Annotated in this window: 24 protein-coding genes and 2 pseudogenes; 16 read left to right on the forward strand and 10 right to left on the reverse strand. The window is 61.1% G+C overall.

Annotated features, from left to right (window positions below):
- Position 1: 1 nt before the first annotated feature.
- Entirely contained in the window at positions 2–772 is a 771-nt protein-coding gene (locus tag FHT29_RS06005) for a metallophosphoesterase (RefSeq protein ID WP_168599351.1), read from the forward strand.
- Between the two features lie 19 nt (positions 773–791).
- Here FHT29_RS06005 and FHT29_RS06010 read toward each other — a convergent pair whose 3' ends face one another.
- Positions 792–1,949 carry a patatin-like phospholipase family protein gene (locus FHT29_RS06010; RefSeq protein ID WP_168599352.1) on the reverse strand — a complete coding sequence of 386 codons (1,158 nt, stop codon included), beginning with the start codon at positions 1,947–1,949 and terminating at the stop codon, positions 792–794.
- 35 nt (positions 1,950–1,984) lie between these two features.
- Positions 1,985–2,731 carry an acetoacetate decarboxylase gene (locus FHT29_RS06015; RefSeq protein ID WP_168599353.1) on the reverse strand — a complete coding sequence of 249 codons (747 nt, stop codon included), beginning with the start codon at positions 2,729–2,731 and terminating at the stop codon, positions 1,985–1,987.
- A 207-nt stretch (positions 2,732–2,938) separates the two neighbouring features.
- Here FHT29_RS06015 and FHT29_RS06020 point away from each other — a divergent pair, with 207 nt between their 5' ends.
- From FHT29_RS06020 to FHT29_RS06065, 10 genes are all read left to right on the forward strand, one after another.
- Positions 2,939–3,727, forward strand: coding sequence for a 3-hydroxybutyrate dehydrogenase (locus tag FHT29_RS06020; protein ID WP_168599354.1), 789 nt, complete (start codon positions 2,939–2,941; stop codon positions 3,725–3,727).
- An 87-nt stretch (positions 3,728–3,814) separates the two neighbouring features.
- Positions 3,815–4,729, forward strand: coding sequence for a polyphosphate kinase 2 (gene ppk2, locus FHT29_RS06025; RefSeq protein WP_037192980.1), 915 nt, complete (start codon positions 3,815–3,817; stop codon positions 4,727–4,729).
- A 206-nt stretch (positions 4,730–4,935) separates the two neighbouring features.
- Positions 4,936–7,602 carry a LuxR C-terminal-related transcriptional regulator gene (locus FHT29_RS06030; protein ID WP_168599355.1) on the forward strand — a complete coding sequence of 889 codons (2,667 nt, stop codon included), beginning with the start codon at positions 4,936–4,938 and terminating at the stop codon, positions 7,600–7,602.
- A gap of 115 nt (positions 7,603–7,717) precedes the next feature.
- On the forward strand, positions 7,718–9,397 hold the full coding sequence (locus tag FHT29_RS06035; RefSeq protein ID WP_168599356.1) for a hydantoinase B/oxoprolinase family protein: 1,680 nt from the start codon (positions 7,718–7,720) through the stop codon (positions 9,395–9,397).
- Positions 9,394–11,457, forward strand: a complete 2,064-nt coding sequence (locus tag FHT29_RS06040) for a hydantoinase/oxoprolinase family protein (RefSeq protein WP_168596262.1) — start codon at positions 9,394–9,396, stop codon at positions 11,455–11,457. Before FHT29_RS06035 ends, FHT29_RS06040 begins: the two co-directional genes overlap by 4 nt.
- 1 nt (position 11,458) lies before the next feature.
- Positions 11,459–12,553 (forward strand): ABC transporter ATP-binding protein, encoded by a 1,095-nt coding sequence (locus FHT29_RS06045; RefSeq protein WP_168599357.1) that lies wholly within the window; start codon positions 11,459–11,461, stop codon positions 12,551–12,553.
- A gap of 47 nt (positions 12,554–12,600) precedes the next feature.
- Positions 12,601–13,773 carry an extracellular solute-binding protein gene (locus FHT29_RS06050; RefSeq protein WP_168599358.1) on the forward strand — a complete coding sequence of 391 codons (1,173 nt, stop codon included), beginning with the start codon at positions 12,601–12,603 and terminating at the stop codon, positions 13,771–13,773.
- A 105-nt stretch (positions 13,774–13,878) separates the two neighbouring features.
- Positions 13,879–14,733, forward strand: coding sequence for an ABC transporter permease (locus tag FHT29_RS06055; protein ID WP_168599359.1), 855 nt, complete (start codon positions 13,879–13,881; stop codon positions 14,731–14,733).
- Positions 14,730–15,530, forward strand: a complete 801-nt coding sequence (locus tag FHT29_RS06060; RefSeq protein WP_047558719.1) for an ABC transporter permease — start codon at positions 14,730–14,732, stop codon at positions 15,528–15,530. Before FHT29_RS06055 ends, FHT29_RS06060 begins: the two co-directional genes overlap by 4 nt.
- Before the next feature lie 68 nt (positions 15,531–15,598).
- On the forward strand, positions 15,599–15,808 hold the full coding sequence (locus FHT29_RS06065; RefSeq protein ID WP_037192961.1) for a hypothetical protein: 210 nt from the start codon (positions 15,599–15,601) through the stop codon (positions 15,806–15,808).
- Between the two features lie 47 nt (positions 15,809–15,855).
- Here FHT29_RS06065 and FHT29_RS06070 read toward each other — a convergent pair whose 3' ends face one another.
- The 7 genes from FHT29_RS06070 to FHT29_RS06100 are packed head-to-tail and all read right to left on the reverse strand — an operon-like array spanning position 15,856 to position 22,339.
- Positions 15,856–16,203, reverse strand: coding sequence for a cupin domain-containing protein (locus FHT29_RS06070; protein ID WP_168599360.1), 348 nt, complete (start codon positions 16,201–16,203; stop codon positions 15,856–15,858).
- The gene (locus tag FHT29_RS06075; RefSeq protein ID WP_168599361.1) at positions 16,196–16,864 is read right to left on the reverse strand and encodes an isochorismatase family cysteine hydrolase; all 669 of its coding nucleotides are present in this window, start codon (positions 16,862–16,864) and stop codon (positions 16,196–16,198) included. Before FHT29_RS06075 ends, FHT29_RS06070 begins: the two co-directional genes overlap by 8 nt.
- Positions 16,864–18,414, reverse strand: coding sequence for an ABC transporter ATP-binding protein (locus tag FHT29_RS06080; protein WP_168599362.1), 1,551 nt, complete (start codon positions 18,412–18,414; stop codon positions 16,864–16,866). Before FHT29_RS06080 ends, FHT29_RS06075 begins: the two co-directional genes overlap by 1 nt.
- Positions 18,411–19,124 (reverse strand): isochorismatase family cysteine hydrolase, encoded by a 714-nt coding sequence (locus FHT29_RS06085; RefSeq protein ID WP_052212438.1) that lies wholly within the window; start codon positions 19,122–19,124, stop codon positions 18,411–18,413. Before FHT29_RS06085 ends, FHT29_RS06080 begins: the two co-directional genes overlap by 4 nt.
- 11 nt (positions 19,125–19,135) lie before the next feature.
- On the reverse strand, positions 19,136–20,062 hold the full coding sequence (locus FHT29_RS06090) for an ABC transporter permease (RefSeq protein WP_037193349.1): 927 nt from the start codon (positions 20,060–20,062) through the stop codon (positions 19,136–19,138).
- On the reverse strand, positions 20,062–21,192 hold the full coding sequence (locus FHT29_RS06095) for an ABC transporter permease (protein ID WP_037192953.1): 1,131 nt from the start codon (positions 21,190–21,192) through the stop codon (positions 20,062–20,064). The genes FHT29_RS06090 and FHT29_RS06095 overlap by 1 nt, the downstream gene beginning before the upstream one ends.
- 19 nt (positions 21,193–21,211) lie before the next feature.
- Entirely contained in the window at positions 21,212–22,339 is a 1,128-nt protein-coding gene (locus tag FHT29_RS06100; RefSeq protein ID WP_168599363.1) for a BMP family ABC transporter substrate-binding protein, read from the reverse strand.
- 339 nt (positions 22,340–22,678) lie between these two features.
- Between FHT29_RS06100 and FHT29_RS06105 the strand changes: the two genes are divergently transcribed.
- Positions 22,679–23,347: a GntR family transcriptional regulator gene (locus tag FHT29_RS06105; RefSeq protein ID WP_037193346.1), complete on the forward strand. Its 669-nt coding sequence runs from the start codon at positions 22,679–22,681 to the stop codon at positions 23,345–23,347.
- A gap of 226 nt (positions 23,348–23,573) precedes the next feature.
- Positions 23,574–23,702: pseudogene (locus tag FHT29_RS34395) on the forward strand (AraC family transcriptional regulator); the annotation flags it as partial.
- A gap of 232 nt (positions 23,703–23,934) precedes the next feature.
- On the opposite strand, the gene FHT29_RS06110 reads toward FHT29_RS34395, so the two are convergent.
- The gene (locus FHT29_RS06110; RefSeq protein WP_037192947.1) at positions 23,935–24,558 is read right to left on the reverse strand and encodes an ABATE domain-containing protein; all 624 of its coding nucleotides are present in this window, start codon (positions 24,556–24,558) and stop codon (positions 23,935–23,937) included.
- Between the two features lie 180 nt (positions 24,559–24,738).
- Between FHT29_RS06110 and FHT29_RS06115 the strand changes: the two genes are divergently transcribed.
- The 3 genes and pseudogenes from FHT29_RS06115 to FHT29_RS06125 all read left to right on the forward strand — a co-directional run.
- On the forward strand, positions 24,739–25,434 hold the full coding sequence (locus FHT29_RS06115; RefSeq protein ID WP_168599558.1) for an alpha/beta hydrolase: 696 nt from the start codon (positions 24,739–24,741) through the stop codon (positions 25,432–25,434).
- A 57-nt stretch (positions 25,435–25,491) separates the two neighbouring features.
- Positions 25,492–26,334, forward strand: a complete 843-nt coding sequence (locus tag FHT29_RS06120) for an alpha/beta hydrolase (RefSeq protein WP_168599364.1) — start codon at positions 25,492–25,494, stop codon at positions 26,332–26,334.
- Between the two features lie 194 nt (positions 26,335–26,528).
- Positions 26,529–26,750 (forward strand): annotated as a pseudogene (locus FHT29_RS06125) (SDR family oxidoreductase); the annotation flags it as partial.
- Positions 26,751–26,752 lie beyond the last annotated feature (2 nt).

Consider the following 26,752-nt stretch of genomic DNA (forward strand, 5'->3'; position numbering starts at 1 on the left):
AATGACCAGAACTGTTATCGCTCACTTAACCGACGCTCACCTCGGCCAGAAACTGACGATGGGAGCCGAAATGGCCGGCACCAAAATGCGCTATCTCGACGAGCCTCGAGAGCATGAGGACCATCTTCGGTTAGTTCTCGACGATATCGCCTGCAAGGGCATCTCTGATGTCGTATTTGGTGGCGATATCGGGACGCAGGAATCGGTTGGGGGTTTTTTCGAGATTCTGGGCGGCTATGATTTCAAAGTGTCCATCATCCTCGGCAACCACGATACCTATCCCAACGTCGTGCAACATTGTCGCATGGACGATGGTGCCGTCGAAGGAAAGATGTGCTTTTCACACAATAGCGGACATCTGAAACGCATCTTTCTTGATTCGTCCGATAACGTGCTGGGCGACGATCAGCGCGCCTGGCTTGCCCGTGAACTCGATGGCGTAAGCAAGGCAGCGCTCTTTGTGCATCATCCGGTCCTTGCGATCGATACGCCCCTGGAGCAGTCTGGCGTCGCCTTGCGTGACCGGGATGAGGTCAAGACGCTGCTTCTTTCCCGCACCGATTGCGAGCTATCGGTATTTTGCGGTCATTACCACATGATAGACGAGGTCCGCCAAGCGAATATCAGCCAGTTCGCCACGCCGGCTGTTTCCTATCAAATCATTAAGCATTCCGACCCGCTTCGGGTGGATACCGGCGCGTTCGGCTATCGGATCGTGGAAATCGACGACGCCCGGATCAGAACGGAAGTCGTGATGCTCACGAGCGCATAGGCACCAAAACGGTGCCGTCTCAGACCGGGTCTTCGCGATGCAGGTCGTGGATCGCAACGGCGTCGTCGCCGAGGGGCGGCAGCAGCCATTCGGTATGGCGCAGTGTGCGCTTGGTGTCCTCGAGGCCCATGTCCCAATGTTCGCGCATCGAGGTGCCGGAGAATTCATAGTCCTTGGCGTGGCCCTCGTAGTTCTTGTGCTGATAGATCAGGTGGACGATGTTGACCACGCCGGCATCGGAATAGTCGATGATCAACTCTTCCTCTTCCGGGGTCAGCTGGTCCTTCGGGACGCGCTTCAGAGCGCCGAGCAGCTTCATCTTCAGCCCGTGGATACGCTTGAAATTGTCGGTGTTCTGCCGGGTGCGGCTTGAATACATGATATCCTTGTGGCGCGACAGCACGTCCGGCATGCTGCGCGGCAACACGCCGCGGGCGCTGAACAGATCGACCTGGAAAACCAGCGAGCTGCGATCCTCGTCCTGGTCGAGCAGATATTGCAGCGGAGTATTGGAGACGATGCCGCCGTTCCAATAATATTCACCTTCGATGCGGACGGCCGGCAAGGCGGGCGGCAGCGCGCCGCTCGCCATGATGTGTTCCGGTTCGATGCGCAGATTGTCGGTGTCGAAATAGACGAAGTTGCCCGTCCTGACATTGACCGCGCCGACGCTGAAGCGCTTCTTGCCGTCGTTCAGCACGTCGAAATCGATCAGCATCTCCAGCGTTTTCTTCAGTTCGGCGGAATCATAGAAGCTGGTAGCGCCCTCTGCGCCCGGCAGTTCGAGCCATGGATTGGGGAAGCGCGGCTTGAAGAAGCCGGGCTGCCCCATCGTCATGGTCATCCATGAGCTGGTGCGGTTGCGGATGTCGCGGAAGACGTCGCCTTCCGGCGTGTAGGCCCAGATCTTGCGGCCGGAAATGATCTGCCAGAACTGTTCGAGGCGCTGCAGGCGGTGGCGCGGCTCGTTGCCGGCGATGATGGCCGCGTTGACGGCGCCGATGGACACGCCGGAAAGCCATGTTGGCTCGCATCCCGCCTCCGCCAGAGCCTGATAGACGCCAGCCTGATAGGCACCGAGCGCGCCGCCGCCCTGAAATACCAGGGCGACACGATCATATTGCGTGGCAATTTCGGGGATCGTCGGCACTGCGGCTTTGGCGTTTCGTTCGAGCACGGTGCATCTCCAGCAAAGGGAAAGATAAGGCTCTGTTACCTGCGCTCGGCGAGATAGTCGTGAACGACTTCGCCGAGCCCGAGCGTCAGATCCGCGGTGAAATGGACGGCCGAGACCACTTCCAGAACCGGCAGCCGCGCCACGTCCGCCATCACATGCGGCCTGAGATCGAGGGCGGCGGGCGAAGTCCAGGCTTCCTTGATGGTGATATCGGTCAGGTAGTAGCGCACGAGCTCGCAGATGCGCGGCGTGGCGTCGACATGCGGCACGATCTTGATCAGGAAATTGGGCTCGGACAGAGCGGCAAGCAACGGTGCCTGCTCTACCGGCTTGTGCTTGTAGCCCATCGTTCCCGTCGCGCACAGCACGCTGCCGTAATGCAGCGTGCCGACGATGACCTCGCCTTCGTTGACGATCTTTGGATTGGCGAGTTTCTTCGGGAAGCCCCAGATCTCGCGGCCGCCGGTGATCGGCGCATCGTCGTCCAGATACATGGAATGGACGTAGCCGCCAGCCTGGCCCCGATATCTGACCGGGATGACCTGCCCGGTCTCCGTATAGTCGCCGAAGCCGGTGGAGTGGGGCATGCGGATGAATTCGTATTTCACCAGCGGCTCGTCGATTTCGAGCGGCTCCGGCACCACGGCCTGCAGTGCCTCGCGCGTGGTGCGATAGGTTATGATGATGTATTCGCGATTGAAAAACCGATAGGGTCCGGGAGGATAGGAAGGATTGGTCAACGGCATCGCATAGGCATGCTTGAGAATGTCTTCGACCTTCATCGCATTTTTCCACAGTTGGAGAAAACCGCCGGGCGTAGCGGCGAAAACTTGCATGGTTGCATGACAGTGAAATGTCAGTTGCCGGATAGTTGCCGCCGACTGGCCGTCGGATCTGTTATCAAAGCGACATATGACACTGGCAGTGTGCGCTCATCTCGGCATTTTCCATTTACTCAACCATGTCATAGAGATTGCGGGAGTTGCATTATGGGTTCGTTGACTTCGAAGAATGCGCTGGTCACTGGTTCGACGAGCGGCATCGGGCTTGCGATTGCGCGCGCCTTTGCCGCCGAAGGTGCGAACGTTACGATCAACGGTCTCGGCGATGCCGACGCGATCGAGAGGGAACGCGCAGCGATCGAAGCCGATTTCGGCGTGAAGTGCCGCTATTCCGGCGCCAACATGATGAACGGCGAGGAAGTGACCTCAATGGTGCGCGATGCCGAGAAAGCCTTCGGCAGCCTCGATGTTCTCGTCAACAATGCCGGCATCCAGTTTGTCGCCCCGATCGAGGAATTCCCGGATGACAAATGGGAAGCGATCATCCGCATCAATCTTCTCGCCGCCTTCTACGCGATCAAGGCCGCCATTCCCGGCATGAAGGCCCGCAAGTGGGGCCGCATCATCAACACGTCCTCGGCGCATGCGCTGGTCGCCTCGCCTTTCAAGTCGGCCTATGTCTCGGCCAAGCACGGGATCACCGGCCTGACCAAGACGATCGCTTTGGAAGCTGCGCGGGATGGCGTCACCGTCAATGCGATCGCGCCGGGTTACGTCTGGACGCCGCTGGTCGAAAAGCAGATCCCAGAGACGATGAAGGCACGCAACATGACGGAAGAGCAGGTCAAGCACGACGTGCTGCTCGCCGCCCAACCGACGAAGGAATTCGTCACCGTGGATGAAATTGCCGCTGTCGCCGTATTTCTGTGCAGCGACGCGGCCAAGCAGATCACCGGCACGACGCTTTCCGTCGATGGCGGCTGGACTGCCGAGTAATACCGCGACTTGAGTGAGCGCGAGCGCGCTGGCTCCTTCCGGTCGAATATTTCAACATCAATAGGAAAACAGAGCAGGAAGCGCGCAATGACCGAAGAGACCCAGGATCGGCTCAACCGCATCAAGGACGAGATTGTCGATAGCTTCGACGAAGAACTGGAGATGCAGCTCGAGGAAGATCGCCTGGACGAGCTGGTTGCCGAGGGGATGGGTGACGAGACCGGCCCCTCGCTCGACCGCAGGATCTATTTCCGCGAGCTCTTTCGCCTCCAGCACGAACTCGTGCGCCTGCAGGACTGGGTGCAATACAAGAAGCTCAAGGTTGTCGTGCTGTTCGAGGGCCGCGATTCCGCCGGTAAGGGCGGCGCCATCAAGCGGGTCACGCAGCGCCTCAATCCGCGCGTCTGCCGCGTGGTCGCGCTGCCGGCGCCGTCGGAGCGCGAGCGTCATCAATGGTATTTCCAGCGCTACACGGCCCATCTGCCGACCGCCGGCGAAATGGTGCTGTTCGACCGCAGCTGGTATAACCGCGCCGGCGTCGAGCGCGTCATGGGTTTCTGCACATCGGAGGAGCTCGAAGAATTTTTCCGCTCTGTTCCCGATTTCGAGCGCATGCTGGTACGCTCTGGCATCATTCTCATCAAATACTGGTTCTCGATCACCGACGAGGAGCAGGAATTCCGTTTCGGCATGCGCATTCAGGATCCGTTGAAACAATGGAAACTGTCACCGATGGACCTCCAGAGCCGCGTGCACTGGGAGGAATATACCAAGGCCAAGGAAGAGATGCTGGAACGTACTCACATTCCGGAAGCGCCGTGGTGGGTCGTGCACGCCGTCGACAAGAAGAAGGCGCGCCTCAACTGCATCGCGCATCTCCTCACCCAGATCCCCTATGAAAATGTGCCGAAGCCGGAAATCATCCTGCCCGAGCGCATGCGCAATGCCGACTATCATCGCACGCCGGTGCCGCTGGAAATGTACGTGCCGGAGATCTATTGATACGATGAAGCGATGACGGTCCCGTTTCGGCGGGTCCGCCATCGAAGCCCGCTGTGTGGTAAGCGAGACCGATCTCTGTCGATCGTCTTCCTCGAAGCATGCGCAATGACTGAAATCGTTTCCAGATTTGCCCCACAGGGGACAACTAAGAGACGAGGTTTAGCTTGACTTGCCAAGAGCCTGCCAAGTCCGCATCATCGCGCCCCATGAGTGGACAGAACCGATTTGCTCCCCCAACAAGCGGACAGCAAACCATCAAGCGCGGCGATCTGTTGCGGCAGCTTCAGCGCGCCGGACTGCGTCGGCTGACGACCATCGTGGCGCCTGCCGGTTACGGCAAGACCTCGCTTGCGGCGCAATGGTACAAGCTACTGAAGGAGGAAGGTGTCAGTCTCTGCTGGGCCTCGCTTGATGCCGAGCATATGGATCAGGCCACCTTTCTTCTTGCCCTCATCGATGCGCTGGAGCCGCTTCTGGCCGAGGACGGCGGCGACGCCGGCAATCTGCCGGCAAGCGCGCTTCTTTCCGTCCTTGCGACGCGCCTGCGCAAGCTCGAGGGCCCCGTCATCGTCTTCCTCGACGATTATCATTTCGCTCAGACGGATGCGACCGAGGCGCTGATGGCGAAGATCCTCGCCGATCCCTCGCTCAGCCACGTCAAACTGGTGCTGGTGACGCGCAGCCCGCCGCGCTTTCCCCTTTCTGCGTTGCGGCTCAGCGGCGAATTCAAGCAGTTTGGTATTGCCGAACTCGGCTTTTCCGATTCCGAGGCGCGGGAATTCTTTGCCTGCAAGGGTATCCATCTGACCGAAGAGCAGGTCGGCTCCTTCAATCGCCGGACCGAGGGCTGGGCCGTGGCGCTGCAGATGGTGAGCCTGCTGGTTTCGGAAGTGGACGAAGGGTATTCCATTCTGGCCTCGTTCGACGGCGGGAGTGCCGACATGGGCTCCTATCTCTCGGAGCAGGTGTTTGAACACTTGCCTGAGGACATCCGCCTGTTTCTGATCGAGACCGCCGCCTTGCCTGCCTTCAATCGTGGTCTGCTCGAGGCGGTGTTGGAAGGTGGAGCGCGCGCGGGCCTCATCGAACGGCTGAACCAGCACGCCCTTCCCGTCACCCTGCTTGCCGGACCCGGCAACTGGATGCGTTATCATCCGGTCTTCAACGCGTTCCTGAAGGAAACCGCCAGCCGGAGGGGTGTTGATGCCAAGCGCACGCTGAACCGGGCGGCGCGCTGGTTCGAAGCTCAGGGTGATATCGAGAGGGCGGTCCAGCACGCGCTTCTCGCGGATGACGCCAATCTCGCGGCGCGCATCGTCGAAACTGCCGGCGGCTGGCGGCGCATCTACGCCACCACACGCGGCGGCGCAACGCTCTTCCAGGCGCTGAGCGGGCGCGCTGCCGAGATCGATCTTGGTCGCTTTCCGCTTGCGACCCTCGGGCTTGCGATTTTCTGCGCCAAGGCGGCGCAGCTCGACGCCGCCAACCATTATATCGCCATAGCGGAGCGTGCTGTTGTCGCTGACGAGACGCTGGCGAAGGATCTCCGTGTCGTGCGCATTCTCATGGCGCTCTACATGGATCGTTGGGCAAGTGCGGCCGATCTTTCGGCGCTCGAGGACGACTTGCAGCGGCCGGACGGCGTGGAGCTTATCCATCGGGCGCTCGCGCTGAACATGCTCTCATACAATTTCCTGATCCGCAGCGAGCTCGACCGCGCATTGCACTATGGTCAGCTTGCCATCCGCGCCTTTCGCGACGGCGGTGCCGATTTCGGCGCGATGCATCTCTACACCCATGTCGGTCAGGCCTCCTTTCTCTCGGGAGATTGCGCGAGCGCGATTTCGGCCTATGACCAGCTGATCCGCGAAGCGCAGACCAATATCGGCCCCGGTAGCGACCTCGATGCCGTCGGCCAGGTGCTGAAGGCCGAGCTTCTTTCCATCCGCGGCGATACGGAAGCGGCAGCGGAAACGCTGGGCTGGGCGCTGCCGCATCTTGAACGTCACGACACCTGGTTTGATCTTCTTGCCGCCGGCTTCATGGCTGAACAGCGGATCCTGCGCATGCGCGGGGACCATCTTGCCGCCCACGCCGCCATGGATCGCGTTCGCGCGGTTGCACGCCGCCGTGGCTTCGATAGGCTCATCCGCTTGGTCGATGGCGAGCGGGCCCTGCTTTTGTTGGCGTCGGGCGATCTGGATCAGGCGATCCGCCATGCCGAGGCCAACGGCTTCGGCGCGCAGGCTGAGGCCTCGGATCGTGCCAATGCATTGTCAATCCATCTGCGTGGCGTGACCCCATCGCTCTTCTGGACACGCGCTTATCTGGCGCTCGGCGAACCTTCGAAGGCACGCGACGTTTTCAATCGGCTGATCACGCGCCAGGCTCAGCGCCCGCATACCCTGCGCGCCATTGAGCTCGAGCTCATCGAGATCGGGCTTCTCACAGCCGAGGGCCGTGCCGATCTGGCCGCGACCCACCTTTCCGATCTCGTGTTGACGATGCCGCTTGCTGATTACCGCACGCTCCTCCATCTCGAGCACGCGGTGCGGCTCGCCGATCTTCGTGTGCTCGCCGATCATCCGGCCGTCGCGGATATTACCCGCAAGCGGCTCGAATCCTTGCTTGTGGTCGCCGATGAGGCGCAGCACGCATCGGCCGGCGAGGATATGTCCGGCTTTACCAGCCGCGAGCGCAAGGTGATGGAACTGCTGAGCGCCGGACTTTCCAACAAGGAAATCGGCCGCGCCCTTAAGCTCTCCGACAACACGATCAAGTTCCATCTGCGCAATATCTTCGCCAAGCTCAATGTCTCGACCCGGACTGCGGCGGTGTCCGTGGCGCGTGACAAAGGTATCCTAAGTCGTTAACCCACCTGAATGGGTAGGATATGGATTGCGGCTCGCCCACCCATCAGGAAGGCTATCGAGGTGATCAATTCATCCCTAATCTATGTTTTAATAACATAGCGTTGAGGGGTGCTTCGTGACCACTGTCGATCCCGTGACCCAGGAGATCATCGAAGGCAAGCTGACTGCAACCGTCGATGAGATGGGCGTGGTGATGGCCAGAACTTCGATGAGCCCGGTAATCTACGAGGTGCTCGATTTCGCCTGCGGTCTCCTGACGCACACCGGGGAACTGGTCGCGCAGATGAACGGCATCACGCTGTTCACCGGTACTTTCGGCACGCAGGTCAAATCTCTGATCGCACTCTATGGCGAGGATCTCGAGGACGGGGACATCCTGCTCACGAACGATCCCTATTCCGGCGGCACGCATGCCTGCGATTTTGCCATCGTCAAGCCGATCTTCTTCGATGGTCGGATTTTGGCTTATGCCATCAATGTTGCCCATTATCTCGATGTCGGCGGCTCGGTTCCCGGCTCGCTTGCGCCCAATGCCGTCTCGGTCTTTCAGGAAGGGCTGAGATTGCCCGGCGTCAAGGTGGTGCGTGGCGACCGCTTCTCCGGCGAAATCCTCCGCATCATCCGTGAAAACGTCCGCCTGCCCGACATTGCCATCGGCGATCTGACGGCACAGGTGGCAACTGTTCGGGTCGCTGCGCGCCGGATGGAAGAACTTGCCCGGAAATATGGCGTCGATGTCGTCGAGGCCGCGTTCGATCATCTCCTGACGGTGAGCGAAAAGCAGGCGCGCGCCGCCATTGCCGCCTTGCCTGACGGGACCTATGAAGCCGAGGATATCATCGATGGGGATGGCGTGACCACCGATCCCATCGCAGTCAGGGTTGCGGTGACGATTGCGGGCGACCAACTGACCGCTGACTTCACCGGTTGCCCGCCGGCCGTTGCCGGTCCGATCAATTGTGCGGCGGGCGCGCTGCAATCGGCTGTGCGCACCATATTCAAGGCATTGGTGGCGCCGCAGGCCCCCTCCAACGAAGGCTGGTTTCGGCCTCTCACCGTCGTTGCGCCACGGGGGTCGGTTTTCACGGCGGAAAAGCCGTCGCCGACCGGCTGGTATTACGAAGGCTCGGTTCATGCCTCCGAACTTGTGTGGAAGGCCCTTGCCGGGCTCATGCCGGAACGGTTTTCGGCGGGGTCCTATACAAGCCTCTGCGTCGTCTATCTCGCCGGCAGGGATGCGGCGGGCCAACCCTTCATCCATATCGAGCCGCAGCATGGCGGCTGGGGCGCGAGCGAGGATGCGGATGGTGCAAATGCCTTGATCGCCCTCACCGACGGCGATACCTACAATTACTCGGTCGAGGTCATCGAGGCGCGTTTCCCGCTGCTCGTGCGCCGCTATGCCCTCAATGTCGAGGGTGGCTCAGGCGCGGGCCGCCGTCGCGGCGGCTTCGGAGTCATCCGCGACTATGAAGTGCTCGAAGACGGCGCATCTGCCTATTGCAGCTTCGGGCGGACACAAACTCCCCCCTGGGGAGTTGAAGGAGGCGCACCCGGCACTCCCAATCTCCTGCAGGTGGAGGATCGCGACGGCCTGACACGGAATTTTGGCCGCGAGCCGGATATCGCGCTCAAGCGTGGCGATCTCGTGCGCATCATTACCGGCGGCGGCGGCGGCTGGGGCGAGGCAGGCGCTCGTGAGGCCGAGAGCGTCCGGCGCGATGTCGAGAACGGCTACATCACGAAGGAGGAGGCGAAAAGCCGGTACGGATTTGAAGAGAGGGTGGCGGTATGATCAGATTGGCGACGGATGTGGGAGGTACCTTTACCGACCTCGTCGGCTACGACGAGCGCACCGGCGAGGTTTTCACCGCCAAGAGCCTGACAACCATTCCCGATCAGTCCGAAGGGGTGCTCTCGGCCATCGAGCTTGCCGAACAGAAGGACGGGCTTTCCACCCGCGACGTGATCTTCTTCGCCCATGGCGGGACGACGGTCATCAATGCGATCACTGAGCGCAAGGGCGTCAAGACGGCGCTTGTGACGACAGCCGGTTTTCGCGATGTGCTGGAAATCGGCCGTGGAAATCGGCCCGATCTCTATAATCTGCATTTCAAGAGCCCGGAGCCCTTCGTGCCGCGCAGCCTGCGCTTCGAAGTCCGTGAGCGCCTGGATGCCAAGGGCCGGGTATTGACCCCGATCGTGCTTGACGATCTCGAGCCCATCATCCGCGAATGCCGCGCCCGTAATGTGGAGGCGGTGGCGGTCGTCTTCCTGCATAGCTACGTCAATCCCGAACACGAGATCCTTTGTGCCAGGGCACTGGCCGACGCCCTGCCGGATGCGACCGTCTGCGCGAGCCATGAGGTTTCCCGTCAGTGGCGTGAGTATGAGCGCTCCAATACGACTGTGCTGAACGCCTATGTGCAGCCGATCATCAAACGCTACTTCGCGCGCCTCGAAAGCGCATTGACCGAGCGCGATCTCACCTGCCCCTATTACGCCATGCAATCCAACGGAGGCATCTCGACATTCGATCAGGCGCAGATGAGCCCGTTGACGCTCGTCGAATCCGGCCCGGCCGGCGGGGTGGCTGGAGCGGCGCGCATTGGCGCGGTGCTTGGCGAATCGGAAATACTTTCGCTCGATGTCGGCGGCACGACGGCAAAATGCTCATTGATCCATGACAGCCGCCCGACGCTCGATAGCGAATACAAGCTTGAGCATACCCGCATTGCACCCGGCTACCCCGTGCAGGTGCCGGTCGTCGATATCGTCGAAATCGGCGCAGGCGGTGGTTCCATCGCCCGTATCGACGAGCGCGGCGCGCTTTGCGTGGGGCCGGAAAGCGCAGGCTCGATGCCTGGGCCCGCCTGTTACGGTCGGGGCGGAGATAAGCCGACCCTCTCCGATGCCCTGCTCACGCTTGGCATTTTCGATCCGGCAAGCTTTGCGGATGGGCAGATGCAGCTCGACAAGGACAAGGCGGTCGCGGCAATCGCAACCGTGGCTGAGCCGCTTGGGTTATCCGTGGAGGATGCAGCGCTCGCCATCGTCGAGATCGCCCACGCTTCGATGATCAATGCGCTCAAACTCGTGACGGTCCAACGCGGACATGATCCGCGCGACGCTGCCTTTGTGATTTCCGGCGGCGCCGGACCCGCGCTTGCCTCCCGCCTCGGGCGCGATCTCGGGGTGAAAGTGACGGTGGTGCCGCCGCATCCCGGCATCTTCTCGGCCTGGGGAATGCTGGCGGCCGAACCGCGCGCCGATTTCCGCGGTACCTGGTTCTCGCCCCTTGAACCGGAGGCGATCAATGAGCTGAAGCGCCGTTTCGATGGATTGAAGCGTGAGGCGGTCACCTACTTCGCCAAGGGCGCTGCGGCCGACATACGGTACACCTGCCGCGTCGAAGCCCGCTATCGTGGCCAGGAGCACGGCGTCTTCGCCCTGTTCGAACCCGGCGATGACACTGAAAGTTTTGCCGAGCGGTATCATGCCGCTCATGAGCGCGCTTATGCCTTCCGCCTTCCGGCCTCGGCGATCGAGATCACCATGATCCATCTTGAGGCGGTGTTGCGCGGCCCGGTCATCGCCATTCCGAAATTGAAGCCTGACGGCCGCTCGCTGGACGCTGCCTTAAAGGGCCAGCGAGAGGTCTATTTCGGCGGAGCGATCGGATGGACGCCTTGCCCGGTCTACGAGCGCACAAAATTGCCGTATCTGGAGAAGATCTCAGGCCCGCTCCTCGTCGAGGAACCGACCTCGACGTCGCTGGTGGTCGCCGGGCAGGAGCTCGAGGTGAGCGAGGAGGGCCTGCTCCTCATTCGTGAACGCGATGGGGGAGGTATCTGACGTGGCGATAGCGATCGGTCTTGACCATATCGTCAGAAGCTACGGTCCGCTTCGCGCCGTCGATGACGTGACGCTCGACGTGAACGCAGGGGAGTTCTTCACCCTGCTTGGCTCGTCAGGCTGCGGCAAGAGTTCGCTGTTGAAACTGATCGGTGGCTTCGACGAGCCGACATCAGGCCGCGTCCTTTTCGATGGCAAGGACATGGCCGGCGTCCCGGCCAATCGCCGGCCGGTCAACACCGTCTTCCAGTCGCTTGGGCTGTTTCCGCATATGAACGTCGCGCAGAATATCGGCTACGGGCTGAAATTGCGGGGGCTGTCCGGTTCTGCGCTGAAGACCAAGGTCGAGGGGGCTCTGGACCTTGTTGAACTTTCCGGTTTCGCGGATCGCGACGTCAATCTCCTTTCCGGCGGTCAGCGTCAGCGCGTGGCGCTTGCCCGCGCGCTTGTCATGGAGCCCGGCATCCTGTTGCTCGACGAGCCCCTGACCGGGCTTGACGAACGCTTGCGCCAACAGATGCGGGACGAATTCGGGCGGCTCCACAAGCGCACCGGCGCGACATTCATTCTCGTCACCCACAATCAGGATGAGGCGCTCAGCCTCTCGGATCGCATGGCGGTGATGCACAGCGGCCGCATCGAACAGATCGACACGCCGGCACGCTTCTTCGAGGCTCCGGCCAATGCTTTCGTCGCACGTTTCGTCGGCATCGATACCTTGTTGAAGCCGGAGAGCATCTCGATTTCGGACAACCGGGCGGTGGTTGTCATCGCAGGTCAAAAACTGACCGCTACGTTTGCCGGGACCAAGCCCACCGATGCCCTCGTGGCGATTCGACCAGACCGAATAGAACTTCTCGCGAATGTTGAAAGCGAGCCCGATACAATTGAACTTAAAGTAGTAGAAAGCGTCTATCGCGGGCTCAGCCATGATGTTGCCCTTGCCTTCGCCGACAGCCAGCGCATGGTGGTGACGACACGTGCGGATACCACCCCCCCCATGCCGGGTGAGAGGGTGCGCGTGCGGCTGAAGCCGGGTGCAGCACTTCTGATTGACCGCTCCGGAATGCCGGCGCTGGCTGGAGGCGATGAGTAGAACCCAAATGGCTGAAATACTCGGAAAAAAGGGAAGGGAATAACACGATGAACAAAGGCAGTAATTCCGCCTCCTCCGCCTTGAGGAGCAATCTGCAACGCCGCGACATGCTGAAGCTCATGGGCGCGGGTGCGGCCGCGCTTTCCGTTGGTGGGCTCGGTGCCAACAGCGCCATGGCTGATGAGGCGTCGGTTGCATTCTGGGCCACCGCGACGCTCGATATCGGCGACAAATGGCAAGAATTTGCAAGCCAGAGTGGTGTTTTGCCCGAATTCACCGATAATGGCAACGATGTCGGTCCCGTCGTCGCCCGTCTTGCCGCCGGCAACGCCAACGATCTTTTCGATGTCGGTGGCTTTCAGGGCGGCGCCGAACGCGAGCTCGCCAAGCAGGGGCTGATCGCTCCGTGGGATCTCTCCAAGATCCCGAACTTTGCCGGCATCTGGCAGTGGGCAAAGGATATTCCGACACTGACCTACGAGGGAAAGCAATACGGCATTCCGACCGTGGTAAACGCCGACTCCATCATCTATCGCCCCGATAAGCTCGGCAAGGTCGACAGCTATGGCGTGATCTTCGATCCCAAGCTCAAGGGCCGGGTCGCCATGGAAGACGCCTGGATCAACAGCGCCATCTTCACCGCCATCTACCTCAAGGGTGCAGAAAACAAGCCGATCAAGGATCCCGGCAACCTTTCGGAATCCGAGCTCGGCCTCGTCATGGAATTCCTGATCAAGCACAAGAAGGACGGCCAGTTCCGCACCTTCTGGAACGGTTGGGAACAGGGCGTACAGCTGGTGGCCAACGAGGAAGTCGACGCGATGACCGGCTGGGAGCCGATCGTCTACGAGGGCCGCAAGCGCGGACTTCAGGTGGAATATGCCGCTCCGGTGGAAGGCTATGAAGGCTGGGGCAACAACACGGTGCTGCTCAAGGGTGCCGCGGGGCGCGGCAAGGCCGACGTTGCCCATAAGTTCGTCGATAGTCTGCTCGCCGGTCTCTACGGCTGCGAATTGGGCAAGGCGCGCGGCTACCTCGTGCCGACCGACAACAACCTTGCCTACGCCAAGGCCCATCCGGACGAATACAAGGCGGACGATGTGGCCAAGCTTGCCGACCATGTAAAGGCCAAGTTCTCCGGGAAGGTCTACTGGCAGAATTGCCGCCCCGACAACTTCCAACTCTACGAAGAATGGTGGCAGAAGCTGCGCAACGCCTGATGTGATGCGATGGACCGGGGCTGGCCTGTCTTTCCAAAGAGGACGACCGGCCCCGAGCCGACGGGGATCAACGCCGATGGATGCTCTTAGAAGCGGACCGAGGATATGAAGACACTGAGTCTATTGCTGGCAGCACCGCTCGCAGCCATCCTTGTGCTTGGCCTTGCGCCACTGATCCTGGTCGTGGTCTGGAGCTTCTGTGCCTGGGATTCCGCAACCTATTGGATCAAGCCGGAATTCAGCCTTGCCGCTTATGGCTCTATTCTGGAGGCGGGGCGCTGGAGTGTATTCCTCTCCACGCTCGGCAAGGCGTTTTTGACGGCCAGCATTTGCCTTGTGATCGCCTACCCCACTGCCTATGCGATGTATTTCCTCGCCGGGCGTAGACTGTCGATCGCGCTCGCGGCGCTTCTGACGATCCCGTTCTTCACCTCCTATCTCATTCGCTCCTTCTCCTGGCGGCTCCTGCTTGGCCGCACCGGCGTCATCAATACGCTCCTTCAGCAGGTTGGGATAACGGATGCGCCGCTCGACTGGCTGCTGTTCAGCGACTTCGCCGTGATTGTCGGGCTGATCGCGTCCTATCTGCCGTTTGCGGCCTTCCCCATCCTGCTCTCAATGCGCCGCGTCGATCCGGTTGCGATGGCGGCGGCGAGGGACCTCGGCGCCGGTTTCTGGACCATGGCGCGCACGGTGTTGCTGCCGCTGACCTATTCCGGCGTCTTTGCTGGATTTTTGTTTGTTTTTGTCATGGTCGCGGGCTCTTCGACCGAGGTGCAGATGCTCGGTGGCGCCGGTGCTTCCATCGTCTCGGTCATGATCAATGATGTGATGCGCGTCGCCAATTTCCCGCTCGCCTTCGCTATCTCGACACTCATGCTGGTCGTCGTCTTCGGGCTGGTCCTGATCGGGGACGCCATATTCGGCCTGGCGTCGCTGTTTGAGGATCGCGGCCAATGATCGTCAGGGAAGGAACGACTCCTCGCATCGTCATCTGGACGCTGACCGTGGTCGGCCTTGCGGTGATCTATGCCCCGCCGCTCTATCTGCTTGGCGTCTCGTTCAATCCGTCGCTGCAGCCGGGATTGCCGCGTCTCTCCGATGTAACCTTGAAGTGGTACGAAGCGCTCGGTTCGGAGCATGCGCTCATCGCCGCGCTCGGCCAATCGCTCATCATCGCACTTGCGACGGCGGTCATCGCGACGGCCCTGTCGCTGGCCGCAGCACTTGCTTACCGCCAGCTTCATCGCGGCCGCACCGCATGGTTTCTGACGGTGCTTTTGCCGATGTTCGTGCCGGGTGTCATACAGGGACTGGCGCTCTCGACGGTCCTCAGCCGGGCCGGCGTGAAAGCATCGGCATTGACTGTGATCGCCGGCCATCTGCTCTGGGCGATGCCGTTCGCCTTCATCGTCATTCTGACGAGCTTCGCCGCCGTCAAGCGCACCTATCTGATGGCGGCGGATGATCTCGGCGCAAGCCGTTTCCGGCAATTCTACGATATCACCCTGCCGCTTGTCCGGCCGGGTCTCATAAGCGCGTTCATCTTTTCGTTCCTGCTGTCGCTCAACGAGTTTACACGCGCCTTCTATCTCGCAGGCCGACAAAACACGCTGCCGGTTGTGCTGTTCGGCAAGATGAATGCTGGCGCCTCCCCGACGATTTACGCGATGTCGGGCGCCATTTTCCTGGTTTCAAGTGCTTGCGTGGTGGTTGTGGCACTGCGTTCGCTGTTCATGCAACGCCGTACTGGCTGATCAATATGTAGAGACAACTGACCGCCTAATTCGTCGGTCCCCAGTCCTCCATGAATAGGAGTATAAGGATGGAATACAAGTCAAAGCTGATGACGCTCATCGAAGCAGGTAAGCGGGAAGAGGCATTTGAGCTGGTCGAACGGCTGAAGGCGGCGGCCCAGCCGCTGCCAACCGCGATCAAGGTCGATCGGACGGGCGCCGTGACGTTCTACAAAGGAGATCGTCGCTTCGTGAAGAACGCCCAGGGCAAGTGGGAACTGGCACCGAAGAAGAAATAGGAAGAATGCGGTGCCGACGCATGTATGGAGGAGGCACACAGGGCCAATCAGCTATCCTCCAATATGGTCACCGGTCGGTCCCATTGGATGAGCACGACGCAGCCCGTATCGCTCCAAACCGAATGCTCGGTACCCGCAGCATTCACGATATAGCAGCCCCTGGCATAGTTGCCGGCTTCATCCGATTGTATGCCTTCGAGCACGAGAATGGTTTCAAGCCCTTCATGCCTGTGGCGGGGCACGGAAGCGCCGGCTTCGTATTTCAAAAGGGCAACGCCGGGCTGGTCTCCTTCGAAAGGCTGGATCCAATGAATGGTGACGTCCTTGCGAAAGGGACCAAAGGCCAGATCCTTCCAGCCACCCGTCGTCAGGGTTTCGCGCGTCGTCCTAGGCATGATTGATGGTCTCCAGAATGTCATCGACATGCGCTGTCCAGCCGACGATCGCGCCTTGTGCGCGGATCATCGCGATGGCGGCGGCCTTGAACTCAGGGAAATAGCTTTCGGTGGCCTCTTCGGCGAGCAGGCATTCATAGCCGCGGTCGTTCGCCTCGCGCATGGTGGTCTGGACGCAGACCTCTGTCGTCACTCCCGCAAAGACGAGCTGCCGTATGCCCCTATCCCCAAGGATATCGCCGAGTTCGGTCGCGTAGAAAGCACCCTTGCCCGGCTTTTCGATGACGGTCTCGCCGTCGATCGGTGCGAGCTCGGGCAGGATCGCGGTGCCGGGTTCGCCGACAATAAGAATGCGCCCCATCGGGCCTTCGTCACCGATCCTGAGCGTGGGATTGCCACGGTTTCGTTTGGCAGCGGGCAGATCCGAAAGGTCTGGCCTGTGGCATTCCATCGTGTGGATGACCGGCAGGCCGGCCTTGCGGAAGCCTTCGATCAGCCGCTTCACATCCGGGACGATCCTGGTGATGCGGCTGACATCATTGCCAAGACTTGCTCCGAAGCCGCCCGGCTCGGCGAAATCGCGCTGCATGTCGATGACTACAAGCGCGACAGCATCGCGTTGCAGGGGGAAGGCGAAGGGTTGGGCGGGGACCTCTCTCATCAGTGATGCCCCGCCATATGTGCGCCGATCACCGAAATATCGGCGCTTCGGGCCGCGGTCTCATAGACGAGCTTGCCCTCGGAGATCACCATGATCCGGTCGGACATTTCCATCAGCTCATCCAGATCCTCCGACAGCAGCAACACGGCAGCCCCCGCATTGCGGGCGCGCATGATACGGGCCCGGATTTCGGCGACGGCGGAAAAGTCGAGGCCGAAACAGGGGTTGGAGACGATCAGGAGATCGACCTCACCCGTCAGCTCCCGCGCCAGCACGGCGCGCTGGACATTGCCGCCGGACAGGGCCGCGATCGGCGAGGACTGCGAAGCCGCCTTGACCTTGAAATCGGCTATGAGCGCAGTTGCGCCCTTCCTGATCTTCTTCCTGTTGAGCCAGATCGCATCCGCACCGTTCTCCTTGAGATCGAAGGTCCGAAAGGCCAGATTTTCGCTGACGCTCATGCGCGGCGCGCAGGCATTCTGCAACGGCTCCTCGGGAATGAAGCGGACATTGTTGCGGCGCGTCTCCGGTCGCGTGGCACCATAGGCGGCCCCCTTGACGGTGACGGAGCCCGCTTGTGTCGGCCGCTGACCGGCAAGGATCTCGGTGAGCTCCTTCTGGCCATTGCCGGATATGCCCGCAATGCCGACGATCTCGCCGGCATGCACCGTCAGGCTGTCGATCTCTATGGTCTTCAGGCCGGAGCGGTCCGGGGCCTTGACCTGTTCGATGCGCAGCACCGGCTTCGCCGCTTCGGTCACGGGGATGCGGGTATCGAGTTCGGCGAGCTTGACGTCCCCGATCATCATCGCGGCCATCTCTGCTGTTGATAATTCCCCCACCTTGCCACCGCCGATCAACTTGCCGCGGCGCAGGATCGATACCGCGTCGGCGAACTTGGTCACCTCGTGGAATTTGTGGGAAATCATCAATACGGTAAGCTCGCCGCGCTCGGTCATGCCACGCACCAGACCGAGCATCTCGTCGGCTTCGGCCGGCGTCAGCACCGAGGTCGGCTCGTCGAGAACGAGGAAGCTGCGGCCGAGATAGAGCTGCTTGACGATCTCCAGCTTCTGCTTTTCGCCGGCGGCCAGTTGGCTGACAGGCCGGTCCAGCGGAATCTGAAAGGGCATGCGCTCCATGAACGCGGCGAGCGCCTTGCGCTCCCTGGGCCAGTTGATGACGGCGGGCACTTCCGTGCGGCTGATGACGAGGTTTTCAGCGCCCGTCAGCGACGGCACGAGCGTAAAATGCTGATAGACCATGCCGAGCCCATAGGCGGCGGCATTCTTCGGCGAGGTGATCGTCACTTCGCGACCATCGACCGACAGCGAGCCGGATGTCTGGTGGTAGAAGCCCATGATGCATTTGACCAGGGTAGATTTGCCCGCGCCGTTTTCGCCGAGCAGGGCGTGGAAGCTGCCGGCCGGAATGCTGACCGACACATGGTCGAGCGCGGTAAAGCTGCCGAAGCGCATGGCCATATCAAGCGTTTCGATGCCGACGGCTTTGCCCGCTTGAGGCAGGGACGTGTCGCGGATGACGCTCATGGCAGCTGGCTCACGAGGGACGTAGAATTGGAGACGGAGCCGAAGACGCCGCCCTGCATCTTCACCATCTTGATGGCGGCCAGATGATTGCCGTAGTCGGTCGCGCCGCAGCAGTCTTCGAGGAGCAGGCATTCGAAGCCGCGGTCGTTGGCCTCGCGCATGGTGGTATGGACGCAGACATCGGTGGTGATGCCAGTCAGGATGATGTTTTCGATGCGCTTCTGATTGAGGATGAGTTCCAGATCGGTGGCGCAGAACGAACCCTTGCCCGGCTTGTCGATGATCGTCTCGCCCTCGATCGGCTTCAGTTCATCGATGATATCCCAGCCCGGTTCGCCACGCACGAGGATGCGGCCGCAGGGGCCAGGATCGCCGATGCCGGCATTGATGCGCTGCGACCGCCACCGCTTGTTGGCCGGAAGGTCGGCCAGATCCGGGCGATGGCCCTCGCGGGTGTGAATGATGTGATAGCCCTTGGCGCGCATGGCGGCCAAAACTCTCTTGATCGGCTCGATCGGCGCGCGCACCAGCGACAGATCGTAGCCCATGTGGTCGACATAGCCGCCCGGCCCACAGAAATCCGTCTGCATGTCGATGATGATGAGGGCGGTATTGTCAGGTCGCAAGGCGCCGTTATAGGGCCACACATAGGGGTCGGCATCGATATAGGTCAGCGTCTGGTCTGCGGTGGCGGTCGCGGGATGGTTCATGGCTGATCTCCCTATTTGGTGAGCGAGAGTGCGCCGGGAGCGCCGGCAAGCGCGCGCGTGGGCGAGGAAGTGATGATCATGATGACGAGCGTGAGCACGTAGGGAGCGGCGTAGAAAAGATAATATCCCTGGGTCACGCCGACTGATTGCAGGGCCGGACCGAGTGCGCCGGCGCCACCGAACAGAAGTGCCGCGACGAAACAGCCGATCGGGTTCCAGCGGGCGAAGATCACCAGCGCCACGGCCATCAGGCCCTGGCCCGACGAGATGCGCTCGTTCCAGGAGCCCGGATAGTAGAGCGAGAGATAGGCGCCGCCGATTGCCGCCAGCGAACCGCCGACGGCCGTTGCCAGCAGCCGGACGCGGTCGGGATTGATGCCCATGGCGCGCGCCGCATCCGTGCTGTCGCCGACGACGCGCAGCACGAGGCCGATCCGGGTGTTCTTCAGCGCCCACCATAAGCCGACGGCAAGCACTGCCCCGAGGATGAAGAGGATATTGATGTTGAGCGCGGCCTCTACCGGCGGCAGGCTCGACCAGAAGCCGAAGGGGATTGCCGGCAGATGCGGCGCGACGGGCTGGATGAAGGGCTTGCCGAGAAAGAAGGCAAGGCCGAGACCGAACTGCATCATCGCGATGCCGATGGCGATGTCATTGACTTTCGGCCACTTGCATATCCAGCCGTGCACTGCGCCGAAGACCGCGCCGGTCGCCATGGCAGCCAGAACGCCGAGCCAGGCTGAACCGCTGAGGACCGCGATGGCATAGGCGGTCATGGCGCCGAAGACGAGCGTGCCTTCGAGCCCAAGATTGATGCGACCGGAGCGCTCGGTGATCGTCTCGCCGAGGCTGACGAAGATGAAGGGGGTCGACACGCGGATTGCGCCGGCGAAGATGGCAAGGGGCACGCCCCAAAGACCGATGGCAGTGTCGTCCATCATGCGCTCCTTTTCCAGAGGTCGGGATTGAAGATCTTGAAACGGCCGTAGAAGGTTTCGCAAAACAGAATGACGATGAAGAGCGTGCCCTGCAGGACCAGAACAGTCGCGTCGGGCAGGCCCATGCGGCGCTGGATGAGCCCGCCGGAGGCATCGATGCCGCCGAGCAAAATGGCGACCGGGATGATCGCCAGCGGATTGTGCCGGGCGAGGAAGGCGACGAGGATGCCGGTGTAGCCGTAGCCGGCGGCGAGCGACGCATTGGCGCTGCCCTGGACGGCGGCGACCTCGATCATGCCGGCCAGACCCGCGAAGCTGCCGGCGATCGCCGTGAAACCGGCGATGAGGCGGCCGACGGGCAAGCCCTGGATCTGCGCGGCCCGGACATTGCCGCCGGCGATGCGTGCGGCAAATCCATAGCTGGTCATCTCGATGAGGATCCAGGAGAGGATGCAGGCGACGATGCCGATGACGAGACCCCAATGCACATCCATGCCCGGAATGTTGCCGAGCATATAGTCGTGCGGCAGCGGTTTGGTGGAGGGTTTGTTGAGGCTTGCCGGATCGCGCAGGGTCCCTTCGACGAATTGGTTCATCAGGGCGATGGCGATATAGGCGAGCAGAAGCGACGAAATGGTTTCGTTGACGCCGCGATAGTGGCGCAGGAAGCCGGAAAGACCGATCCAGATGCCGCCGATCACCATGGCGGCCAGCGCCATGAGGAGGAGGGTGACGATTGGCGGCAGCAGGCCGACGATCGGCAGCGCGATCGCCGCCGCCGCCACGCCGCCGAGAACGACTGCACCCTCACCGCCGATGATGACGAGACCGAGCCTTGCCGGCAGTGCGACGCAAAGCGCCGTGAGCAGCAGGGGAGAGGCGCGGCTCAGGCTGTTCTGGATGGAAAACCAGCTGCCGAAACCGCCGGTATACATGAAGCGATAGAGGTCGGCCGGCGATTTGCCGACCGAAAGGATGAACAGGGAGAAGAGCGCCGTGCCTGCCAATATGGCGCCAAGCGTGATTGCCACCGGCTCTGCTTTTCGCGCGAGCCACTCGAGCGCCGGGCGCAGAAGAGCCTGCCTTTCGGCCGGAATGGACAGGGTGCGGTCGTCAATTTCTGCCGTCATGACGCTTCTCCCGTTGTGATCAGGCGGTCGATCCGACGACACCCTCGACCAGATAGCTCATGCTCTCGAGCTCGATCGCATCTTCGGCGTAGCTCTTGTCCGCGGTGATGACGACATTGCCCTTGTTGTCCTTGAGCGCACCCTTGAAGACCGAGAAGCTGCCGGCCATCATCTGAGCGAGCGTCGCCTCGAACTTCTTACGGGATTCATCGGAAACGCCCGGGCCGAGCGGGCTCATCTTGACGAAGCCGTCCTTCAGGCCGCCGCGCACGAAATTGCCGAGCTTTTCGCCGGCCTGCGCCTTCTTGACGAAATCCGAATAGACATTGCCCCAGGCCCATTCGGCGCCGGTCAGGTATTTCGCCGGCGCAAGCGGGCTCTGATTTGCATGATAGCCGCAGACGAAAGCGCCGCGTCCGGAGGCTGTCTCGACAACCACCTTCGGACTGTCGACGTGGCAGGTGATGACATCCGCGCCCTGGTCGATGAGCGCATTGGTGGCCTCGGCTTCCTTGACGGCCCGCGACCATTCGCCCGTGAAGATCACCTGGCAGGTGATGGCGGGATCGACCGAGCGGGCGCCGAGAAGGAACGCGTTGATGTTCTGCAGAACCTGCGGGATGGGTTTGGCGGCCACGAAGCCGATCTTCTTGCTTTTGGTTGCATAGCCGGCCGCGACGCCGTTCAGATACTGGCCCTGGAAGATGTAGCCGAAATAGGAGCCGGTATTCGCCGGATGCTTGCCGGCCTGCCAGAGGCCGCCGCAATGGCGGAACTGCACCTCTGGATATTTGGCGGCCATCGCGAGCATATGCGGATCGAAATAGCCGAAGGAGGTCGGAAACAGCAGCGCCGCTCCATCGAGATTGATCATCGATTCCATCGTTTTCTGCACGTCGACGGTCTCGGGAACGTTCTCCTCCTCGACAACAGTCACTCCGGCGAGCTTCTTGACGGCGGCCGCGCCCTCGGCATGGGACTGGTTGTAGCCATAGTCGTCCTTGGGGCCGACATAGATGAAGCCGACGGTGAGCGCGCTCTGGGCAAAGGCGCGGGAGGACAGGAGGCCCGGCACGGCGCCGACGAGAGCGCCGGCTGCGGAGGTGCGGAGAAAATTGCGGCGATTCATGGAAAGGAGGCTGGTCATGGGCATGCTCCTTGGGGCGGTAGCCGGTTCGTAAAAAGGGTTACGAAAAAGTGTATGCAATCATCATGCCAGATTTTAAAATATTGATTTTTATGACATAAATTCCTACAGCAAAAAGGCGTGCGAAAAGTGTATGCAGATTTCTGCTGCAAAATAGGCTTTCCGGAAAGTGATGCTCTTTTTTTAATCTTTAGAAAGAGAGACTAAGCCGATATCCCGCTTCTCTAGCGGCAGAAAGCGTATAAATACTATTTAAAAACATATGTTTAATTCAACAATTGACTTTGAGGACCGCTGGCATAAATCTGTATGCAAGAATTGGAAGGCAGATTCGTCCCCTTGAAGCAAGTCAAGCGCAGAGAAGTGATCAGAGCCGGAACGACCGTCGAGCAGATGGTGCGTTCCATTGCGGATATGATTGTAACGGGCGTGCTTCTGCCGGGGGAGAAGCTCGACGAAATATCGTTGGCAGGCCGTTTCGAGGTGTCGCGCACGCCGGTGCGGGAAGCCTTGCGGGAGCTTGGCGCCATGGGCCTGGTCGGACGGGAGCCGAACCGCAGCGCCGTGGTGACGAATGTCAGTGGCACCTATCTGCATTCGATGTTCGAGGCGATGGCGGAGCTTGAGGCGATCTGCGCGCGCCTGTCCGCCGAGCGGATGACGGTTGATGAGCGCCGCACACTGGAGCTCGATCACCGTGCGTCGGCGCGGCTCGTGCGTACCGGCGCCGAGGAGGACTACGCCACCTACAATACCGAGTTCCACAGCCAGCTCTATCGCGGCGCTCACAACGATCATATTTTCGAGCTGGTAACGCAGACCCGCGCCAGGCTGGCACCTTTCCGTCGTGCCCAGTTTCGTTTGCCGGGCCGCCTTGCCAAATCCTTCAGCGAGCATGACGTCATCGTGACCGCAATCATGCGTGCGGATGCTGCAGCTGCCAGCCAGGCCGCTTATTCGCATGTCGCCATCGTCAGCGACGCCAGCATCGTTTTTGCCGGAGACTGATAGTTTCTCCGTGACCGGCCGCTCTTGCGGTCACAGTCGTGCCGCTAGCTCTGCTTTCCCACACAATCGATATGGCCGGACCGCCGCCCGGTCGTCCCGCGCCTGGCGATCCGTCGCAACACCGCATCTTTGGGATTCCATGTTGACAGATCTCAACGACAGCGCGAGGAGATTCAGCATTGGGCCTACTGCAGGCAAGCGTGTATCGGGAGCGAAGCCGCCCGCGGTGTCAGCAAATCTCCCGGCCTTCGAACATGTTGTGACGAACGCGAACGAGACCTTCCTGTGGCGTGCGGACGATTATCCCTGGGAGCGAAATGTCTGGAGCCATCACCCCGAAATCGAAATTCATCTTTCTGGAATTGCTGTCCTCTTCCGCTGAGTTCGAAGTACGGCAACGAAGTCCGTACTTTCGTCAAGGCGGCAGGCAGCCCGAAGGCGGGGGATCTCGTTCGGTTTTCACTTACCGAGCCCCGGATCCACCTGCTTGAGGCAGGCACAGGGATGACGTCACGCCGGGACGAACAGGGTTCGGCTCGACCCGGTCTGCGACATGCAAAGAGACGACGCGAGCGGCCCTTCGCCGCCTATTGACCCTGCTTCAGCCGATGCCGATGGGCCGTCTGCTTGGCGCGATTGCCGCACATGGCCATGCTGCACCAACGCCTGCGGTGGCCGCGCGTATGGTCGGCGAAGAGCAGGGTGCAGGCATGCCCCTCGCAGGCCTTCACGTCTGAAAAATCCTCCGTGCAGACGAAGCGCCCGAGCGCTTCGCCGATCGGCAGAAGCAGCGCCTCCGGCGAGCGCCACTTGCGCATCGACTGAAAATCAAGGCCGCCGCCTTCGCCCGGCTGTTTTGCCGTGATCCGGCTGAAGCCTTCGTCACGCTCCAGCAAGCGGTTCAGCGGCTCCAGTTCGTCCAGCGCTGCGGCTGTCAGCGGCCGCCCCCTATGTGCGTGCACGAAGGTTCTGAACCACTCGCGCAGGCTCCTTGCCTGATCGGCGATCTTGTCGAGTTCGCCCGGCAGGGCTTGGCTGCGTATCACCTCCAGCGTCTCGCGCGGCACCAGCCCCGCCTGCTCCAGCCAGCGAAGCAGGCCTTCGCCGTCCTCGATCCAGTCGACCTGGACATCGAGGGGTGTCGCCACCGAATTCAGAAAATCCAGCCCCAGCGTGTCGCCGACGAAAATGGCGGGAGAGTGGTTGTCCATTGCGGCTCCTGTTTTGGTGGCCGGGCATGGACGCCAGGCTGCCTCTCGAAAACATGAATAGCATATAACCTGCTAAAAGGCTCTTGACAAGTTACGCACATCGAGCGTAACCCTATTGGCGCAGCTTAAGTGGTTACTCAATTTCAGGTCACAGGGAGAAGGCCGATGTCACCGCAGAAGATATCCTCGCAGAATGTCGATATTGTCCTCGTCCACGGTGCGTGGGGCGATGGTTCGGGTTGGGCAAAGGTCATTGCTCCGCTTTCGGCCAGCGGTTTTGCGGTGACTGCCGCCCCGCTGCCGCTGACCTCGTTTGCTGATGATATCGCCGCCCTGGAGCGCGCCTTGGAGCGTGTGACGGGTCCGGTCGTTCTGGTCGGCCACGCCTATGCCGGAGCGGTCATCGCCAGCGTGCGGAGCGAGAAGGTCAAGGCGCTGGTCTATGTTGCCGCGCTTGCACCGGAGGAGGGCGAGACTGTGGCCGATGTGTTTTATCGCGGCGAACCTCATCCGCAGACGCCGAAGCTGGCACCCGATAGCCACGGTTTCATCTACCTTCCCCATGAGGCCTTTGCAGCGGCCTATGCCCAGAATGCGAGGGGCGAGGAACTGGCCGTTCTCGCCGCCGCCCAGCGGCCGATATCGCCCGCCTGCATTACCGTTCCTGTGCCGCGCCCGCTCTGGAAGAGCCGTCCGGCCTGGTTCCTGATCGCCGAAGAGGATCGAATGATCAGCGCTGCCAATCAACACTTCATGGCCGAGCGCATGCAGGCCACGCAGCGCTCGTTTCCGGTCGATCATACGCCGATGACGACAGCACCAGCGGCTGTCGTCGAGGTCATCCGCGATGCTGCCGCCGCAGTGGTCGACGCGTGAACGCGGGAAAAGTAACCGGTAAAAATTGAATTAGAAGGTTAACGAAAGGACCTTGTCATGACCAACGTCAGCTATCGCACCATCAACGTCGACGGCGTCAAAGTCTTCTACCGCGAGGCGGGTTCGCCTGATGAGCCGAAGCTCCTGCTGCTGCACGGCTTCCCGAGTTCCGGCCACATGTTCCGCGATCTCATCCCCCTGCTCGCCGATCGCTATCACATCATCGCGCCGGACCTTCCAGGTTTCGGCCAGTCCGACCTGCCGGGACGTGGCCACAGCTTCGACAGCATCGCCGAAACGATCGATCGCTTTACCGAGATCGTCGGTTTCGATCGCTATGCCGTCTATGTCTTCGACTACGGCGCGCCGACCGGTTTCCGCTTGGCGGTAAAGCATCCGGAGCGGATTACGGCGATCATTTCGCAGAACGGCAATGCCTATGAAGAGGGCCTGAGCGAAGGCTGGAACCCGATCCAGGCCTATTGGCGGGATGCGTCGGAAGAAAATCGCAATGCGCTGAAGCCTTTCCTCGAACCGGAATCGATAGCGTGGCAGTACACGCATGGTGCCCCGGATATCGCCAAGGTCTCTCCTGACGGCTATTCACTCGACAGTTTCTATATGACGCGGCCGGGTGCGGTGGATGTGCAGTTCGATCTCTTCGGCGACTACAAGAGCAATGTGGCACTCTATCCCGCCTTTCAGACCTATTTCCGCACCCACAAGCCACGTTTCCTGGCGGTCTGGGGCCAGAACGATCCGTTCTTCCTGCCGCCTGGAGCGGAAGCCTTCCGCCGGGATATTCCGGACGCCACCGTCAAATTCTTCGACACCGGCCACTTCGCGCTCGAAACCCATGCGGTTGAGATTGCCGCCGCTATCCGCGATTTCCTCGGCTGAGATCTGAACGATCACCCGCCGGCGCGCTGCCGGCGGGTGATCGCGTGCGTCCAGCCTTCGTTTATAGGGAACGATGATATGTCTCATTCAGTCGCTATCATCACGGACGCCAGCCAGGGCATTGGCCAGGCAAGCGCCGTCCGTCTCGCGAGAGACTTTCCGCGCTGGTGCTTGTCGCGCAGACGGCCAAGGCCGTCATGACCGGCCGGCGCCGGTCCTATCTCGAGCATTGAGCGCCTTTGCACGCTATTACCCTTGAGGAGGCAACCACCAGGTTTCCGCAGGAGGCGGGCATCGCTCGTTATGGCGAACCAGAGGAGATTGCCGAACTGATGGCCTTTCTGGTCTCGCCGGCTGCGCGTTGGATGACCAGCTTGACCTTGCGCATGGATGGCGGCGAGGTGAAGTCCATCTGAAG

It is taken from the genome of Rhizobium sp. SG741, assembly GCF_012275435.1.
GTDB classification, from domain to species: Bacteria; Pseudomonadota; Alphaproteobacteria; order Rhizobiales; family Rhizobiaceae; genus Rhizobium; species Rhizobium lusitanum.